General features: G+C 70.5%; 15 protein-coding genes. 8 read left to right on the top strand and 7 right to left on the bottom strand.

The window, feature by feature from the left end; genetic code table 11:
• Nucleotides 1-3: 3 nt before the first annotated feature.
• A complete protein-coding gene (locus ABZ880_RS08890) occupies nt 4-480 on the bottom strand; it encodes a helix-turn-helix domain-containing protein (RefSeq protein ID WP_361259158.1) in 477 nt (158 codons plus the stop codon).
• A gap of 101 nt (nt 481-581) precedes the next feature.
• Here ABZ880_RS08890 and ABZ880_RS08885 point away from each other — a divergent pair, with 101 nt between their 5' ends.
• On the top strand, nt 582-1,076 hold the full coding sequence (locus ABZ880_RS08885) for a PaaI family thioesterase (protein ID WP_361259155.1): 495 nt from the start codon (nt 582-584) through the stop codon (nt 1,074-1,076).
• A gap of 51 nt (nt 1,077-1,127) precedes the next feature.
• On the opposite strand, the gene ABZ880_RS08880 is transcribed toward ABZ880_RS08885, so the two are convergent.
• The 6 genes from ABZ880_RS08880 to ABZ880_RS08855 form a co-directional block, all read right to left on the bottom strand.
• A complete protein-coding gene (locus ABZ880_RS08880; protein WP_361259152.1) occupies nt 1,128-1,826 on the bottom strand; it encodes a GntR family transcriptional regulator in 699 nt (232 codons plus the stop codon).
• A 74-nt stretch (nt 1,827-1,900) separates the two neighbouring features.
• Nucleotides 1,901-3,388, bottom strand: coding sequence for an aldehyde dehydrogenase (locus ABZ880_RS08875; protein WP_361259149.1), 1,488 nt, complete (start codon nt 3,386-3,388; stop codon nt 1,901-1,903).
• Between the two features lie 57 nt (nt 3,389-3,445).
• On the bottom strand, nt 3,446-4,222 hold the full coding sequence (locus ABZ880_RS08870; protein WP_361259147.1) for an alpha/beta fold hydrolase: 777 nt from the start codon (nt 4,220-4,222) through the stop codon (nt 3,446-3,448).
• Complete coding sequence (locus tag ABZ880_RS08865) at nt 4,219-4,770, bottom strand: amino acid synthesis family protein (protein ID WP_361259144.1); 552 nt, start codon at nt 4,768-4,770, stop codon at nt 4,219-4,221. Before ABZ880_RS08865 ends, ABZ880_RS08870 begins: the two co-directional genes overlap by 4 nt.
• On the bottom strand, nt 4,767-5,381 hold the full coding sequence (locus ABZ880_RS08860; protein WP_361259141.1) for an amino acid synthesis family protein: 615 nt from the start codon (nt 5,379-5,381) through the stop codon (nt 4,767-4,769). The genes ABZ880_RS08865 and ABZ880_RS08860 overlap by 4 nt, the downstream gene beginning before the upstream one ends.
• Entirely contained in the window at nt 5,378-6,532 is a 1,155-nt protein-coding gene (locus ABZ880_RS08855) for an LLM class flavin-dependent oxidoreductase (protein ID WP_361259138.1), read from the bottom strand. Before ABZ880_RS08855 ends, ABZ880_RS08860 begins: the two co-directional genes overlap by 4 nt.
• A 180-nt stretch (nt 6,533-6,712) precedes the next feature.
• On the opposite strand from ABZ880_RS08855, the gene ABZ880_RS08850 reads away from it, so the two are divergent.
• The 7 genes from ABZ880_RS08850 to ABZ880_RS08820 all read left to right on the top strand — a co-directional run bounded on the left by ABZ880_RS08850 (nt 6,713) and on the right by ABZ880_RS08820 (nt 14,539).
• Entirely contained in the window at nt 6,713-7,648 is a 936-nt protein-coding gene (locus tag ABZ880_RS08850; protein WP_361259135.1) for a flavin reductase, read from the top strand.
• Between the two features lie 25 nt (nt 7,649-7,673).
• Nucleotides 7,674-9,101, top strand: a complete 1,428-nt coding sequence (locus ABZ880_RS08845; protein ID WP_361259132.1) for a cytosine permease — start codon at nt 7,674-7,676, stop codon at nt 9,099-9,101.
• Between the two features lie 152 nt (nt 9,102-9,253).
• Nucleotides 9,254-10,567: a type III glutamate--ammonia ligase gene (glnT, locus tag ABZ880_RS08840; protein ID WP_361259129.1), complete on the top strand. Its 1,314-nt coding sequence runs from the start codon at nt 9,254-9,256 to the stop codon at nt 10,565-10,567.
• An 11-nt stretch (nt 10,568-10,578) separates the two neighbouring features.
• Complete coding sequence (locus tag ABZ880_RS08835; protein WP_361259126.1) at nt 10,579-11,454, top strand: glutamine amidotransferase family protein; 876 nt, start codon at nt 10,579-10,581, stop codon at nt 11,452-11,454.
• Nucleotides 11,442-12,116: a glutamate synthase gene (locus ABZ880_RS08830; protein ID WP_361259123.1), complete on the top strand. Its 675-nt coding sequence runs from the start codon at nt 11,442-11,444 to the stop codon at nt 12,114-12,116. The genes ABZ880_RS08835 and ABZ880_RS08830 overlap by 13 nt, the downstream gene beginning before the upstream one ends.
• 15 nt (nt 12,117-12,131) lie before the next feature.
• A complete protein-coding gene (locus tag ABZ880_RS08825) occupies nt 12,132-13,451 on the top strand; it encodes an FMN-binding glutamate synthase family protein (protein ID WP_361259120.1) in 1,320 nt (439 codons plus the stop codon).
• The gene (locus ABZ880_RS08820; protein WP_361259117.1) at nt 13,448-14,539 is read left to right on the top strand and encodes an FAD-dependent oxidoreductase; all 1,092 of its coding nucleotides are present in this window, start codon (nt 13,448-13,450) and stop codon (nt 14,537-14,539) included. The genes ABZ880_RS08825 and ABZ880_RS08820 overlap by 4 nt, the downstream gene beginning before the upstream one ends.
• Nucleotides 14,540-14,548 lie beyond the last annotated feature (9 nt).

Raw genomic sequence — 14,548 nt, 5'->3', positions numbered from 1 at the left:
CGGTCACTCGGTCGGCGAGCCGACCCGGGCCGCAGGACCCGGCCGTACCGTGACCTCGTACGGCGAAAGGGCGTCGTGTTCCTCGGAGCACTCGACCACGACCCGCACCGGGGCGCCGCAGTCTCGGTGCCGGATCTCGATGACCGGGCCCTCGGGATCCGCCACGTACGTCTCGCCCCACTGCCGCAGCGCCACGAGGACGGGCCACAGATCGCGGCCCTTGGGGGTCAGGCGGTACTCGTGCCGGGTCCGGCTGCCTCGCTCCTGGTAGGGGACGGTCGACAGGATCCCGGCCGCGACCAGCTTGCGCAGCCGGTCGGAGAGGACCGCCTCGGAGAGCCCCACATGGCGGCGGAAGTCGTCGAAGCGGCGCACCCCGTTGAAGGCGTCGCGCAGGAGCAGCAGCGTCCACTTCTCGCCGACCACGTCGAGGGTGCGCCGGACCGTGCAGTTCTCGGTGCTCATCTCGAGCCACTTCATGCCGCCATGGTAGGGCACCTGGCTTTGACATTGACAGTCAGCGAGACGGAGAGCTAGCTTCGAGAAACAAAGTCAGACGGTCAGGGAGGAAGCGCGGCCGCATGGAACGCTCTCGTACGTACGACTGGAACGACCCCGCGATCTCGGCGGCCGCCGTCGGGCAGGGCTCCGGCCTGCACTTTCTCCGCGAGATCCTGGCCGGGCGGCTGCCCGCGCCGCCGATCGCCGCCACGCTGGGCATGGACCTGGAAGAGGTGGACCACGGACACGCGGTGTTCTCGCTCGTGCCGGGCGAGGAGCACTACAACCCCATCGGCAGCGTCCACGGCGGCGTCTACGCCACCATGCTCGACTCGGCGGCCGGCTGCGCCGTCCAGTCCACCCTGCCGCAGGCCGTGGCCTACACGACGCTCGACCTGACGGTGAAGCTCCTGCGCCCGATCACGTCCGACACGGGCAAGGTCCGCGCCGTCGGCCGGGTCATCAGCAGCGGACGGCGCACGGCACTCGCCGAGGCGCAGCTCCTCGACCCGGCCGACCGCCTTCTCGCCCACGCCACGAGCAGCTGCATGCTGTTCCCGGCACCGACGGCCTGAGCGTCAACTCCCGGCTCTCGCAGTCCTGTCGGAGCTCATTCCTGCCGAAACTCAGTCCTGTTGCTGCTGCCGGTCGTCCATGCCCGCCATCAGCGCCTGGTGGCTGCGGCGGACGTGCTCGCGCATCACGCGCTCCGCGCCGTCGCCGTCCTTGGCGAGGATCAGGTCGAGCACGCGGTGGTGCTCCTGGTCGGACTCGCTGAGACGGCCCGGCTGGGCGAGGGACGTACGGACCAGGCGCGCGTACGCCAGCTGGTTCATGAGCGTGCGGTAGTGCGCCTCGAGCTTGGTGTTGTCCGCTCCGGCGACGATCAAGTCGTGGAATTCATGGACCAGTTGGGCGTACCGCTCGGCGTCGCCCATTTGTACGGCCTCGTCGGCCTCGCGCATGTTGTCGGCCAGACGCTCCACCTCGGGAACGTTGCCCCGGAACGCCAGCATCCGGGCCGCCGCGCCCTCCAGCAGTTCCTTCATCTGGAACAGCTCGGTGATCTCCCGCCGCGACGGCACGGCGACGAAGGTGCCGACCCTCGGCCGCACCTCCACCAGACCCTCGATCTGCAACTGCTTCAGGGCCTCGCGGATGGGGGTGCGGCTGACGCCGAACGTCTCCGACAGTGCCATCTCGGACAGGCTGGAACGCGGCGGCAGCTCGCCACTGATGATCATCTGGCGCAGCTCTTCGGCGACCCTGGCCTGCATGCTGGTCTGCTGCAGCGGCTTCCGTGCTCGTCCCGTGGGTTCTTGCATGGTACGTGAACGTAATGTGCGGGCCGGTCCGACGTCAACTGCCACAGCTGCCGGACCCTGCCATGCAACGCAGCTCATGACCGCAGGATGAACGGGTCGCCGACCGGTTCCTCGTTCGCGTTGATCCACACGCTCTTCAGCCGTGTGTACTCACGGATGACCTCGGTGCCGTGCTCGATGCCCGCGCCGCTGTTGCGGAAGCCCGAGCGCGGCGACATCGGCGACATCGACCGGTACGTGTTCGCCCACACCGTGCCCGCCTCGAGGCGGGACGCCATGCGGTGGACCCGGTTGACGTCACGGGTCCACACGCCCGCGGCCAGGCCGTACGCCGAGTCGTTGGCGATGGCGAGGGCCTCCTCCTCGGAGGCGAACGGCATGACCGTGGCGACCGGCCCGAAGATCTCCTCCTGGCAGATGCGCATGGAGTTGTCCGTGCCGGTGAAGACCGTGGGGGAGTAGAAGAAGCCGTCGAGGCCGGTGTCCGGGCGGGCGCCGCCCACCACCACCTTGCCGCCCTCGGCCAGCCCCAGCTCCACGTAGGACTCGACCTTCGTCAGCTGGTCGGCCAGGGCGAGCGGGCCCAGCTCGGTGGTGTCCTCCAGCGGGTCCCCGATACGGATGGTCGCGGCGCGGGTGGTCACTCGCTCGAGGACCTCGTCGTAGACGTCCTGGTGGACGAGGACCCGGCTGCCCGCCACGCAGGTCTGGCCCGCGGCCGCGAAAATCCCGGCGATCACGCCCATGGAGGCCGAGGCGAGGTCGGCGTCCGGGAAGATGATGTTCGGGGACTTCCCGCCGAGTTCGAGGGTGCAGCGCACGAAACGGTCGGCGCAGGTGCGGGCGATACGGCGGCCGGTCTCGGTGGAGCCGGTGAAGGTCACCTTGGCCACGTCGGGGTGCTCGGTGAGGGGCGCTCCCGCGGTGGAGCCGAAGCCGGTGACGACGTTGACCACGCCGGGTGGGAAGCCGGCCTTCTCGAAGAGGGGGGCCAGGGCCAGGAGGGAGGCGGAGGTGTGTTCGGACGGTTTGACGACGACGGTGTTGCCTGCGGCGAGGGCGGGGGCGAGTTTGGTGGCCGTGAGGAGGAGGGGAGAGTTCCAGGGGGTGATCGCGCCCACCACGCCCACCGGTTCGCGCAGGGTGTAGTTGAGGAGGTCGCGGCTCGCGCCCGGGATGACCTCGCCGTGGATCTTGTCGGCGAGGCCGGCGTAGTAGTGGAAGTACTCGGGGAGGCCCGCGAGTTGGGCCCGCATCTCGCGCAGGAGTTTGCCGTTGTCGAGGGTTTCCGTGCGGGCGAGTTCTTCCGCGTGTTCGCCGATCAGGTCTGCGAGGTTGCGCAGGAGACGGCCGCGTTTGGTTTGGCTGAGGTCGCGCCAGCCGGGGTCCTCGAAGGCGGTGCGGGCTGCTGATACGGCGCGGTTGATGTCTTCGGCGGTACCGTTTGCCGCCTCGTACCAGGGCTGGGCTGTGGTTGGGTTGATGCTTTCGAAATACTCGCCGGAAGCGGGGGCGGTCCATTCGCCGGCGATGTAGTGCTGGTGGCGGGGGAGGGGGGTCATGACGGTTGCTCCTCGGCTGCGGGTTGTTTGTGGTTGCTCGCGCAGTTCCTCGCGCCCCTAACGGGGCGTTGCAATCGCCCCTGCATGAAGAAGCACCGCCCTCGCCAGTTCCTCCGGGCGTTCCAGCGGGAGCAGGTGGCGGGTGTCGGGCACGATCAGGGCGCGAGCGCCGGGGATTCGCTCGGCCAGCAAGTGGGACATCGCCGGGGTGGAACCCGGGTCGTCCGCCCCCGTCACCGCCAGTGTCGGAGCCTTGATCTGCGGGAGGTCGGGCCACAGGTCCTCGTCGGCCGTGGCGAAGACGTCGTAGCAGGCCAGATAGGACGTACGGTCGTTGTCCAGCAGGGTGGTGAGGGCCGACCACGCCAGCTCCGGTTCCCGTGCCCGCCATTCCGGCGAGAACCACCGCTCCACCGCCGCGTGTGCCGAGGCCGCGAAGTCCTCCTCGGCCCGCTCCCGTCGCCGTAGCACCGATGCCCGCTCCTCCCGCGATCGCCCGGCGACCGAGCTGACCAGAGTGAGCGAGGCAGTCAACTCGGGCTGTTCGACTGCGAGTTGCTGTGCGACCAGCGCACCCAGTGAGAAGCCCACCATGTGAGTCGGGCCCTCCAGCAGCGCTGCCACGTCCGCGGCCAGCTCCCGCAGGGACACCCCGGGCGCCGCGGCCGGTGAGGCACCGTGGCCGCGCAGGTCGACCAGGGTCACGCGGTGCCTGGCCGTCAGCGCGGGCAGGCAGCGGGCCCACATGGTCCGGTCCAGGCCCACGCCGTGCAGCAGCACCAGACCCGGACCGTCCCCGTGGGTCTCGTGACGCAGGGCGGCCGGCACGCTCACTGCTCCGTCGACAACGGCGCCAACCGGGCCTGCGGCCGCCCCTGCGCCGCCGCCGCGAGGCCGATCACGATCTCGTCCGAACGAGGCCCGTCCGGAACGCGGGCCTCGACCGTCTGGTGGTGGGAGCGGACGGTCGCGTCGGTGATGTGCTTGAGCGGGATGTCGAAGACCGTCCCGGCCGCTGCCCGCTTCTCGACCGCCGGGAGCAGGGTGGTGGCGTCGGCCGCCTTGCGGAAGTGGTCGCCGAACTTCAGGGTGTGGATCAGTGCCGAGCCGTGCTCGATCTCGCCGTCCAGGCCGACGATCGCCGCCTTGCCGTACGCCTCCACCGGCACCCCGAGCGCCTCCACCACCCGCGGTGCCAGCAACTCGCCCAGTTTCGGGGCGATTTCGTCGATGCCGGGGAGCAGGTCGTCGACGAAGCCCTGGCCCGCCCACGGGTTCTCGATCACGGCGAGGACCACGGCCGTACGCGCGGGCGGGTCGACCGGGCGGCCGCCCTCCGTGTGGATGTCCTCCGTGAAGGTGATGATCTTGCGGACGTTCATCGGGCGCTCTCCAGCTTCTCCAGGTCGGCGAGTCGGACGGCGGGGTCCGTACGGCGGTCTCCGATACGGGCGTTGGGTCGGGGGCCGGACGCGGCGGCGGCGACCACGACCAGCTCGTCGGGGCGGGGTGCGTCGGGGATGCGGATCTGGACGGTCTGGTAGTGGGAGCGGGTCGCCGCCGCCGTCTTGTGCCACACCGGGACGGTGAGCGGCTCGCCCGCCGGCAGGCGGTCGTCGCTGAAGACGATGATCGACGTGCCCTCGGTCAACTCCCGCAAGACGTTGCCGAAGTACGGGGTGTGGATCAGCGCGCCGCCGTGCTCGATCTCGCCGTTCAGGCCCACCACCGCTGCCTTGCCGAAGGCCTCCACCCGGTCTGCGCCGCCGAGCGTCTCGATCAGCCTGCCGGTGAGGAGCTGCGCCAACTCCGGGGCCACCGCCTCCACTTCGGGCTGCAGGTCGGCCACGAAGCCGCGCCCCGCCCACGGGTTGCGGATGACCGCGGCTACCGCGACCCGTCGTACCGGAGTCGCCACCGGGCGGCCGAGCTCCAGCAGCACCTCGTCGACGACGGTCACGACCTTCCGGATGTCGCAGGAGGCGCGGCTCATGCGGTGAACTCCGGCATGACCTTCTCCGCGAACAGCTCCAGGCTGCGCATCGCCCTGCGGTGCTCCAGGCCCGGGTGCGTGGTCCACAGCAGCAGGTGCTCCAGGCCGACCTCGTCGCGCAGTTCGGCCACCTTCTCGGCGACGTACTCGGGCGTGCCGACCAGCAGGTTCCTGTCCTGGAGGAAGTCGAAGGACAGCTCGTGCGCGTCCGTGAGCTCCTCGCCCGCCTCCATGAGGTTGCTCAGGCCCCGCCAGTGCATGATCCAGCGGTACGTCGTCATCAGCGCCTCCTCGAAGTCGGCGCGGGCCTGCTCCATGGTGTCGGCGACGTACACGTCCCGGACCAGGCCGATGCCCTCGCCGAGCGCGTACTCGCGGCCGGAGGCCTGGCTCGCCGTGGAGCGGTACAGCTCGAAGCGGTCCTTCAGGGCGGAGACCGGCGGGAGCCAGAACATGCCCTGTACGCCGTCCGCTGCCGCCGCCCGGATCGAGCGCGGGCTGTCGATCACCTGCCACAGCGGCGGGTGCGGGCGCTGCAGCGGGAATGGCGTGACCTGCATCTTCGTAATGACGCCGTCGGTGGTGTAGTCGTCCGTGCCGGGGGAGAGCGGGTGGTTCCACTGCACGCCGGGGGCCGGAAACTCGTGGAAGCGGCCCTTGTGGGAGAAGAACTCGCCGCTCCACGCCTTGCGCAGGATCTCCACCGTCTCGTCGTACAGCGCGCGGTTCTGCTCCTGGTCGCGCGGGTCGGCGAGGGCGTTGAGGTTGAGTGCCTCGCGGCCGTACAGACCGCGGCCGAGGCCGACCTCGACGCGTCCGCCGGAGAGCTGGTCGAGCATCGCGATGTCCTCGGCGAGCCGCAGCGGATGCCAGAACGTGGCGATGGACGCCGCCTGGCCGATGCGGATGCGTGAGGTGCGGGCGGCGATGTCGGCGCCCATGAGGACCGGGTTCGGGGTGATCTCGATCGCCTCGTGCCCGAAGTGGTGCTCGGTGTACCAGGTGGACCAGAACCCGGCCTGTTCCGCGGCGATCGCGAACTCCCGGGCCTCGTCCATGACTTGGGCGTACTCGCCGAGCCGGCCGGGCGCTCCGAGGTTGTGGAATATCGAGAACCGCATCCCGTGACCTTCCCTCTCTCGCTGTGCCATGGCAGTGAGGCTAGGAGTCCGGATCGGGGCCGTCAAGGGTTAACCACTCCGAAACAAGTCTGACCTGTGTATTTGATCGCCACCTCGGTAATCACCAGGCTTTTCTGACTGAGGTGTTGACACCGGTCCACCCCCTCCCTACGGTCCTCTGCCATACAAGAGCTGACTGAGGGACCCACCATGACCCACACTCTTGACCGCACGGCCGCGGCCGACCGCACCTCCCGGATCCGCTCCGCCTGGCGGGCCGCCTGGGACCAGGGGCACGTCGAGGCCCTGGACGACCTGCTCAGTCCCAGCTATGTCCGCCGGCGAGGGCCCGCGTCCGTCGCCCAGGACCGCGACCAGCTCAAGGACTCGATCCTGGCCATGCGCGAGGCCTTCCCCGACCTGCGCACGGAGATCGAGGACATCGTCGAGGACGGCGAGCGGCTGGCGATCCGCTGGCGCAGCACCGGCCGGCACACCGGCGCCTTCCTCGGGGTGCCGCCCACCGGGAAACCCGTCGAGGTGTCCGGTGCGACCTTCGCCCGCTTCGACGGGCCGTCGGTCGCCGAGGAGTGGGTGACCTTCGACTCCCGGCAGCTCCTGGAGGCGCTCGGGATCATCACCACCGGTCATCGGGCTGCGGTCGACGCCGACCTGGTGCGCGGGGTGCACCGCAAGTTCATCACCGGCGTCACCGTGGTCACCACGGACGACGACGGCACACCGCGCGGCCTCGCGGTCAACGCCTTCTCCAGCATCTCGCTCGACCCGCCGATGGTCCTGGTCTGCGTGCAGCACAGCTCCTCCACCCATCCCGCGCTGCACCGGGCGAGCCACCTCGGCATCAGCATCCTGGCCGCCGACCAGCTCGACGTGGCCAAGGTCTTCGCCTCGAAGGGCGACGACAAGTTCGCGCAGGTCAGCTGGGCGCCGGGGGCCTTCGGCGCCCCGCTGATCGACGGCTCCTGCGCGCAGCTGGAGGTCGAGATCGGCGAGCGGCTCGAAGCCGGCAGCCACACCGTGTTCACCGGCCGGGTGGTCTCCGCCCGCCACGACGACCTCGCCCCGCTGGTCTACAGCGGCGGCGGCTTCTTCGACATCTCGCACACCGCGCCGTTGCCGTGGTGACCCTCCTCCTCCCCGGGAGCACCGCATGACAGAAGGAACACCGGCGCCGGTCTACGGCAGCGCGGTCACCAAGGTCGAGCCCTTCGGTGTCGACCACATCCCCGACAACGAGCGTCACGGCAGGCCCAGTTCGCAGTTCTTCGTCTGGTTCGCGGCCGGCCTCAACTTCCCGATCATCCTGCTCGGCTTCAGCGCGGCCTGGTTCGGGCTGAGCTTCTCCGCCGCCGTCACCGCCATCGTCATCGGGGCCGCGCTGGGCTCGCTGCTGATGGCCGTGATGTCCCGGATGGGCGTACGGCTGGGTGTGCCGCAGCAGATCCAGGCCCGCGGCCCGCTCGGCTTCTTCGGCAACTTCCTGCCCGTGGCCTATATCAACGTCTTCGCAGGCGTCGGCTGGGCGGCGGTCACGGTCATCCTGGGCGGCAAGGCGTTCGCCGAGCTGACCCATCTGCCGTTCTGGCTGTGCGCCGGGGTGCTCACGGCGGTCGAGCTGGTGGTGTCGATCTACGGCTACAACATGATCAACTACCTCCAGAAAGTGCTGACCTACGTCCTCACCCCGCTGTTCCTGCTGATCACGGTGGTCGCGGTGGTGCGCGGCGGCAGCCTCTTCCACGCCGACCCGAAGGCGTCCGGATACATCGGCTCCACCGGCGGCTGGGTCACCTTCGGCGGCTGGTTCCTGTCCTTCCTGGTGGCCTGGGCGCCCTTCGCCTCGGACTACTCCCGTTATCTGCCGGACACCCCCGAGGTCGTCACCCGGACCGCCTGGTACACCGGCCTCGGCAACTTCGTCACCATCTGCTGGCTGGGCATCCTCGGCGTCGTCGTCGGCGGCAGCGCGACCAGCTCCGACTCGATCACCGCCCTGCACGAACTGGCCGGCCCGTTCGCGGTCCCCGCCCTGCTCGCCGTCGGCCTGTCCGCCCTCGCGCAGAACTTCCTCAACGTCTACGGCGGCGCGATCTCCGTCCAGACGCTGAAGATCCCGGTCAGCCGCTCCCAGGCGGTCACCGTCATCTGTCTGCTCGCCTACGCGATCAGCCTGTGGGGCGCGTCGGGCACGGAGGACAAGTTCAAGGTGTTCCTCAACCTGACCGCGTACTTCATCGCCCCCTTCGCGGCCGTGCTGCTGCTCGACTTCTACCTCGGCGGCCGCTCCGACCCGTCCCGCATCGCCGAGCTCTACGACCGGCGCCGGGTGCTGGACTGGGGCTTCGTCGCCTGGGCCGGGGGCGTCGCCGCGTCGGTGCCGTTCTGGCAGTCGAGCTTCTACACCGGGCCCTTCTCGAAGGCCTTCCCCGGCGCGGGCGACCTGAGCATGTTCGTGGCGGCGGGCGCCGGCGTGGTGCTCTATCTGCTGACCCACCGGCTCAAGCCGCTGTGGGTGCGGGGCCCCTCCGGGGGTTCCGCCGAGCTGACGTCCGGAAAGCCGTCCGCCGTCGCCTCCTGACGTTAAGTCAGGGCCGGGTTCTGCCTCTTCGGGGCGGTGCCCGGCCCTTCGGCTTACCGGGACCTTCCCTGGTGGAAATCCCCCCGTAACGCCGAGAGTGTCTACTCATAGGCAACAATGATTCATGACAGTAGACATCCAAGGAGGGGCCCATGGTGACCGCCCCCGATCTCGCGGAACTCGTCCGCACCGACGGCATCGAGTTCGTGCTCGCCGTCTTCGTCGACCTGACCGGTAAGCCGTGCGCCAAGCTCGTCCCGGCCCAGGCCGTCGAGGAACTCCGCGACGAGGGCGTCGGGTTCGCCGGATACGCGGCCGGCGCGCTCGGCCAGCAGCCCAGCGACCCGGACGTCATCGCCCGGCCGGACGCCCGCTCGTACACGCCCGTCCCGTTCATCAAGCCGGGCCTCGCCCTCGTCCACTGCGACCCGTACGTGGAGGGTGAACCCTGGCCGTACGCCCCGCGCGTCATCCTCCGCAGCCTGCTGGAGCGGGCCGCGGCCCAGGGGCTGTCGATGTCCGTCGGCGCCGAGGTCGAGTACTTCCTCGTCAACCGGGACGAGCACGGCGTGCTCAGCGTCGCCGACGCCAGGGACACCGCGGCCCAACCCTGTTACGACGCGCGCGGGTTGACCCGGATGTACGACCACCTCACCGCGGTCTCCGGCGCCATGAACCACCTCGGCTGGGGCAACTACGCCAACGACCACGAGGACGGCAACGGCCAGTTCGAGCAGAACTTCAAGCACGCCGACGCCCTCACCACCGCCGACCGGGTCATCACCATGCGGTACCTGGTGTCCGTGCTGGCCGAACAACGGGGCATGACGGCGACGTTCATGCCGAAGCCGTTCACCGACCGCACCGGCACGGGCATGCATCTGCACATGTCCCTGTGGCGGGGCGAGGACCCGACGTTCCCCGCCGCCACCGACGAGCGCGGACTCGGCCTGTCCCCGCTCGCCTACTCCTTCGTCGCCGGGATCGTCGAGCATGCCCGGGCGCTGCAGGCCGTCATCGCGCCGACGGTCAACTCCTACAAGCGCACCGGCGCGGTCTCCACCCGCTCGGGCGCCACCTGGTCGCCGCGCGTTGCGAGTTACGGCGGCAACGACCGCACCCACTTCGTCCGCGTCCCCGACGGCAACCGCATCGAGCTGCGCGGCGGGGACGGCGCCGCCAACCCGTACCTCGCCGCTGCCGCCGCCCTCGCCGCCGGTCTCGACGGCATCGAGCGCGGCCTCGACCCGGGCGAGCCGGGCGCGGCCGGCAAGGGTCCGGAGCTCCCGCCGACCCTGCTGCACGCCGTCGAGGCGCTCCAGGCGGACGAGGTGATCAGCGGCGCGCTGGACGCGGCCGGCACCGGAGTGAGCCGGTACTTCGCCGACCTCAAGCGCGAGGAGTTCTTCGACTGGCATGCCACGGTCGGCCCGTGGGAGCTGGACCGCTATCTGACCGCGTTCTGAAGGGACTTGAGATGTGCGGAATCGTGGGGCTGCATCTGCGGGAGCCCTCACTCGAACCCAGGCTGGGCGAGTTGCTGGCCGCGATGCTGGGCCAGGTCGTCGAGCGCGGGCCGGACTCGGCGGGTGTCGCGGTCTACGGTGACCCGCGGCTGTCCCCGCCGGGACGCGCCGTCGTCTCGCTGCTCGGGGTCACACCCGCGGAAGCGGAGGCCGAGCTTCCGGGGGCGGAGGCCGTCGAGGCCGACGCCACGACGGTCGTGCACGCGGACCTCTCGGTCGCCGACCTGCTCGCAGCCGTCGCGGAAGTCCTGCCGCACGCCACGGTCATCGGCTCCGGCACCGACATGGCCGTACTCAAGGGCATCGGGAATCCTGTCGAGTTGGCGGACGCCTTCGGGCTGTCCGGGGTGACCGGCTGGCAGGGCGTGGGCCACACCCGCATGGCCACCGAGTCCGCGGTGACCCCCGAAGGCGCCCACCCCTTCTCCGTCGGTCCCGGACAGTGCCTGGTGCACAACGGCTCCTTCGCCAACCACGCCACCGTCCGCCGCGAACTGCGCGCCCAGGGTGTCGAGTTCGACAGCGAGAACGACTCCGAGGTCGGCGCCCGCTTCGTCGCCCACCAGCTGGAGCAGGGCGCCGACCTGGAGAAGGCGCTGCGGCTGCTGTGCGAGCGGTTCGACGGTTTCTACACGTTGCTGGTGTCCACCGGCGACTCCTTCGCAGTCGTCCGCGACGCCATCGCCTGCAAGCCGGCCCTGGTCGCCGAGACCGATGAGTGGGTGGCGATGGCCTCCGAGTACCGGGCGCTGGACGTCCTGCCGGGCATCGAGAACGCCCGCATCTTCGAACCCGAGCCGGAAGAGGTGTACGTATGGCGACGCTGATCGACCTGGCCGAGACCCCGGTGAGGGAGCTCAACCAGGCCCTGCACACGCCGCAGGCCACGTCCTGGCGGGTGCTCAACCCGCGCGGTGCGCACGCCGTGGCCTGCGGCATCCGCGAGGACCTTGCCGTCGACATCGAGGGGCACGTCGGCTACTACTGCGCCGGCATGAACCAGCGCGCCACGGTGACCGTCCGCGGCAACGCGGGCACCGGAGTCGCCGAGAACATGATGTCCGGCACGGTGCGTGTGCGCGGCAACGCGTCCCAGTCGGCCGGGGCCACGGCCCACGGCGGCCTTCTGGTGATCGACGGGGACGCCTCTGCCCGCTGCGGCATCTCCATGAAGGGCGTGGACATCGTCGTCGGCGGCAACGTCGGCCACATGAGCGCGTTCATGGGGCAGGCCGGGCGGTTGGTCGTCTGCGGCGACGCGGGGGACGCCCTCGGGGACTCGTTGTACGAGGCCCGCCTCTACGTCCGCGGCACGGTGAAGTCGCTCGGCGCGGACTGTGTCGAGAAGGAGATGCGCGCCGAACATCTCGCGGAACTCGCCGAGTTGCTGAAGGCGGCCGAGCGGGACGAGGACCCGGCGGACTTCCGCCGGTACGGCTCGGCCCGGGAGCTGTACCACTTCAAGGTCGACAACACGGCGTCGTACTAAGGGAGCTCGGAGAAAATGGAACCCGCATCCCACGGCCTGCGCGAGTCGGCCACCTTTGATCGTGCCACCATCCATGCCATCCAGCGCGCCGCCGAGACCGGTATCTACGACATCCGCGGCTGGGGCGCCAAGCGCAGGCTTCCGCACTTCGACGATCTGTTGCTGCTCGGCGCCTCCATGTCCCGCTATCCGCTGGAGGGTTACCGCGAGCGCTGCGACACGGATGTCGTCCTCGGCACCCGGCACGCCAGGCACCCCCTGCGGCTGGCCACTCCCGTCACCATCGCCGGCATGAGCTTCGGCGCCCTGTCCGCCCAGGCCAAGGAGGCCCTCGGCCGGGGCGCCAGTGAGGCCGGCACCTCCACCACCACCGGCGACGGCGGCATGACCCCCGAGGAGCGCGGCCACTCCAAGCACCTCGTGTACCAGTACCTGCCGTCCCGCTACGGCATGAACCCCGACGACCTGCGCGCCGCCGACGCCATCGAGGTGGTCCTCGGGCAGGGCGCCAAGCCCGGCGGCGGAGGCATGCTGCTCGGGCAGAAGATCACCGAGCGGGTCGCCGGCATGCGGACGTTGCCCGTCGGCATCGACCAGCGCAGCGCCTGCCGCCACCCCGACTGGACCGGCCCCGACGACCTCGCCATCAAGATCCTGGAGCTGCGCGAGATCACGGACTGGGAGAAGCCGATCTATGTGAAGGTCGGCGCCACCCGGACGTACTACGACGTGAAGCTCGCCGTCCACGCGGGCGCCGACGTCGTGGTCGTCGACGGCATGCAGGGCGGCACGGCCGCCACCCAGGACGTCTTCATCGAGCACGTCGGCATCCCCACCCTGGCCGCCCTGCCCCAAGCCGTGAAGGCACTGCAGGAGTTGGGCGTCCACCGCGAGGTCCAGCTGATCGTCTCCGGCGGTATCCGGGGCGGCGCCGACATGGCCAAGGCCCTCGCGCTGGGCGCGGACGCGGTCGCCATCGGCACGGCCGCGCTGATCGCGCTCGGCGACAACCACCCCAAGTACGACGCCCAGTACCGCGAACTCGGCTCCGCGGCAGGTTACTTCGACGACTACCAGGACGGCCGTGACCCGGCGGGCATCTCCACCCAGGACGAGGAACTCGCCGCCCGCCTGGACCCGGTGGAGGCCGGTCGCCGGCTCGCGAACTACCTGCGCGTGATGACCATGGAGGCCCAGACCCTCGCCCGCGCCTGCGGCAAGGCCCACCTCCTGCATCTCGAGCCCGAGGACCTGGTGGCCCTTACGATCGAGTCCGCTGCCATGGCCCGCATCCCGCTCGCTGGCACGAACTGGATCCCCGGGGAGGGTCTGTGATCGCCGTCGTAGGTGCCGGTCTGATGGGCGCGGCCACCGCCTGGCAACTCGCCCGTCGGGGCCACGAGGTCACGCTGATCGAGGCGTACGACATCGGGCACCGGCACGGCAGCTCGCACGGCAGCTCACGGATCATCCGGAGGGCGTACGCCGACCCCTTCTACGTACAGCTGACCGGGCAGGCGTACGAGCAGTGGCGGGAGCTGGAGGACGACAGCTCGACTCCCCTGCTGCGCAAGGCCGGTGGCCTCGACATGGGCGAGGACCGCGACCCGAAGGCGATCGCCGACCTCCTTGCCGCGGCCGGCGTGCCCCATGAACTCCTCGGCCCGGAAGCGGCCGCGGAGCGCTGGCCGTACATCCGCATCACGGGCCCCGTGCTGTACCACCCGGACGCGGGCGTCGTCGACGCCGACCAGACGGTCGCGGCCTGCGTACGGCGGGCGATCGAGCACGGCGCGGAGGCGATCATCGGCGCCCGCGTGACGGGCGTCGCCGTCCAGGGCACCCCCGAGAAGGTGCTCCTGCGCACCGACGACGGCCGCGAGATCACCGCCGACACGGTGGTGATCGCAGCCGGCGCCTGGCTGCCCGAGCTCGAACTGCCCTTCGCCCTACCGCAGTTGGAGGTGACCCAGCAGCAGGTCTTCCACTTCCGGCAGCGGGACCCCTCCGTCCGGTGGCCGACTCTCATCTGGGACGGCGACCTGCACCTGTACGGCCTGCCGTCGGGCAGCGACGGCGGCCCGCTGCCCGCGGTCAAGGTCGCCGAGCACGACCGCGGCACCCCGACCACCGCCCGCACCCGTAGCGGAGTGGTCGACGCGTCGTCGCGGACCCGGGTGAGCGGCTTCGTGCGCGACCGCCTGCCCGGCCTCGAGCCCGACCCGGTGGCCGAGGCGACCTGCCTCTACACCACCACCCGGGACGAGGACTTCGTCGTCGACCGGCACGGCCCGTTCGTCATCGCCTCCCCGTGCTCCGGCCACGGCGCGAAATTCGCGCCGCTCATCGGTGCGATGGCCGCCGACCTCGCCACCGGCCGAGCCGAGCCCCACCCGCGCTTCCGCCTGGACCGCTCGGCATAGGATGCGCCG

It is taken from the genome of Streptomyces sp. NPDC047043, assembly GCF_040644055.1.
GTDB lineage: Bacteria > Actinomycetota > Actinomycetes > Streptomycetales > Streptomycetaceae > Streptomyces.
The sequence above is the reverse complement of the archived record's forward strand: the minus strand, read 5'-3'. Positions and strand labels throughout refer to the sequence as shown.

Bases quoted from the DNA above. Each gene is read 5' to 3' on its own strand.
- ABZ880_RS08855 (WP_361259138.1), bottom strand. From the start codon at position 6,532: ATGGCACAGCGAGAGAGGGAAGGTCACGGGATGCGGTTCTCGATATTC.
- ABZ880_RS08830 (WP_361259123.1), top strand. From the start codon at position 11,442: ATGGCGACGCTGATCGACCTGGCCGAGACCCCGGTGAGGGAGCTCAAC.
- glnT (WP_361259129.1), top strand. From the start codon at position 9,254: ATGGTGACCGCCCCCGATCTCGCGGAACTCGTCCGCACCGACGGCATC.
- ABZ880_RS08845 (WP_361259132.1), top strand. From the start codon at position 7,674: ATGACAGAAGGAACACCGGCGCCGGTCTACGGCAGCGCGGTCACCAAG.
- ABZ880_RS08835 (WP_361259126.1), top strand. From the start codon at position 10,579: ATGTGCGGAATCGTGGGGCTGCATCTGCGGGAGCCCTCACTCGAACCC.
- ABZ880_RS08885 (WP_361259155.1), top strand. From the start codon at position 582: ATGGAACGCTCTCGTACGTACGACTGGAACGACCCCGCGATCTCGGCG.
- ABZ880_RS08890 (WP_361259158.1), bottom strand. From the start codon at position 480: ATGAAGTGGCTCGAGATGAGCACCGAGAACTGCACGGTCCGGCGCACC.
- ABZ880_RS08860 (WP_361259141.1), bottom strand. From the start codon at position 5,381: ATGAGCCGCGCCTCCTGCGACATCCGGAAGGTCGTGACCGTCGTCGAC.
- ABZ880_RS08880 (WP_361259152.1), bottom strand. From the start codon at position 1,826: ATGCAAGAACCCACGGGACGAGCACGGAAGCCGCTGCAGCAGACCAGC.
- ABZ880_RS08825 (WP_361259120.1), top strand. From the start codon at position 12,132: ATGGAACCCGCATCCCACGGCCTGCGCGAGTCGGCCACCTTTGATCGT.
- ABZ880_RS08875 (WP_361259149.1), bottom strand. From the start codon at position 3,388: ATGACCCCCCTCCCCCGCCACCAGCACTACATCGCCGGCGAATGGACC.
- ABZ880_RS08850 (WP_361259135.1), top strand. From the start codon at position 6,713: ATGACCCACACTCTTGACCGCACGGCCGCGGCCGACCGCACCTCCCGG.
- ABZ880_RS08865 (WP_361259144.1), bottom strand. From the start codon at position 4,770: ATGAACGTCCGCAAGATCATCACCTTCACGGAGGACATCCACACGGAG.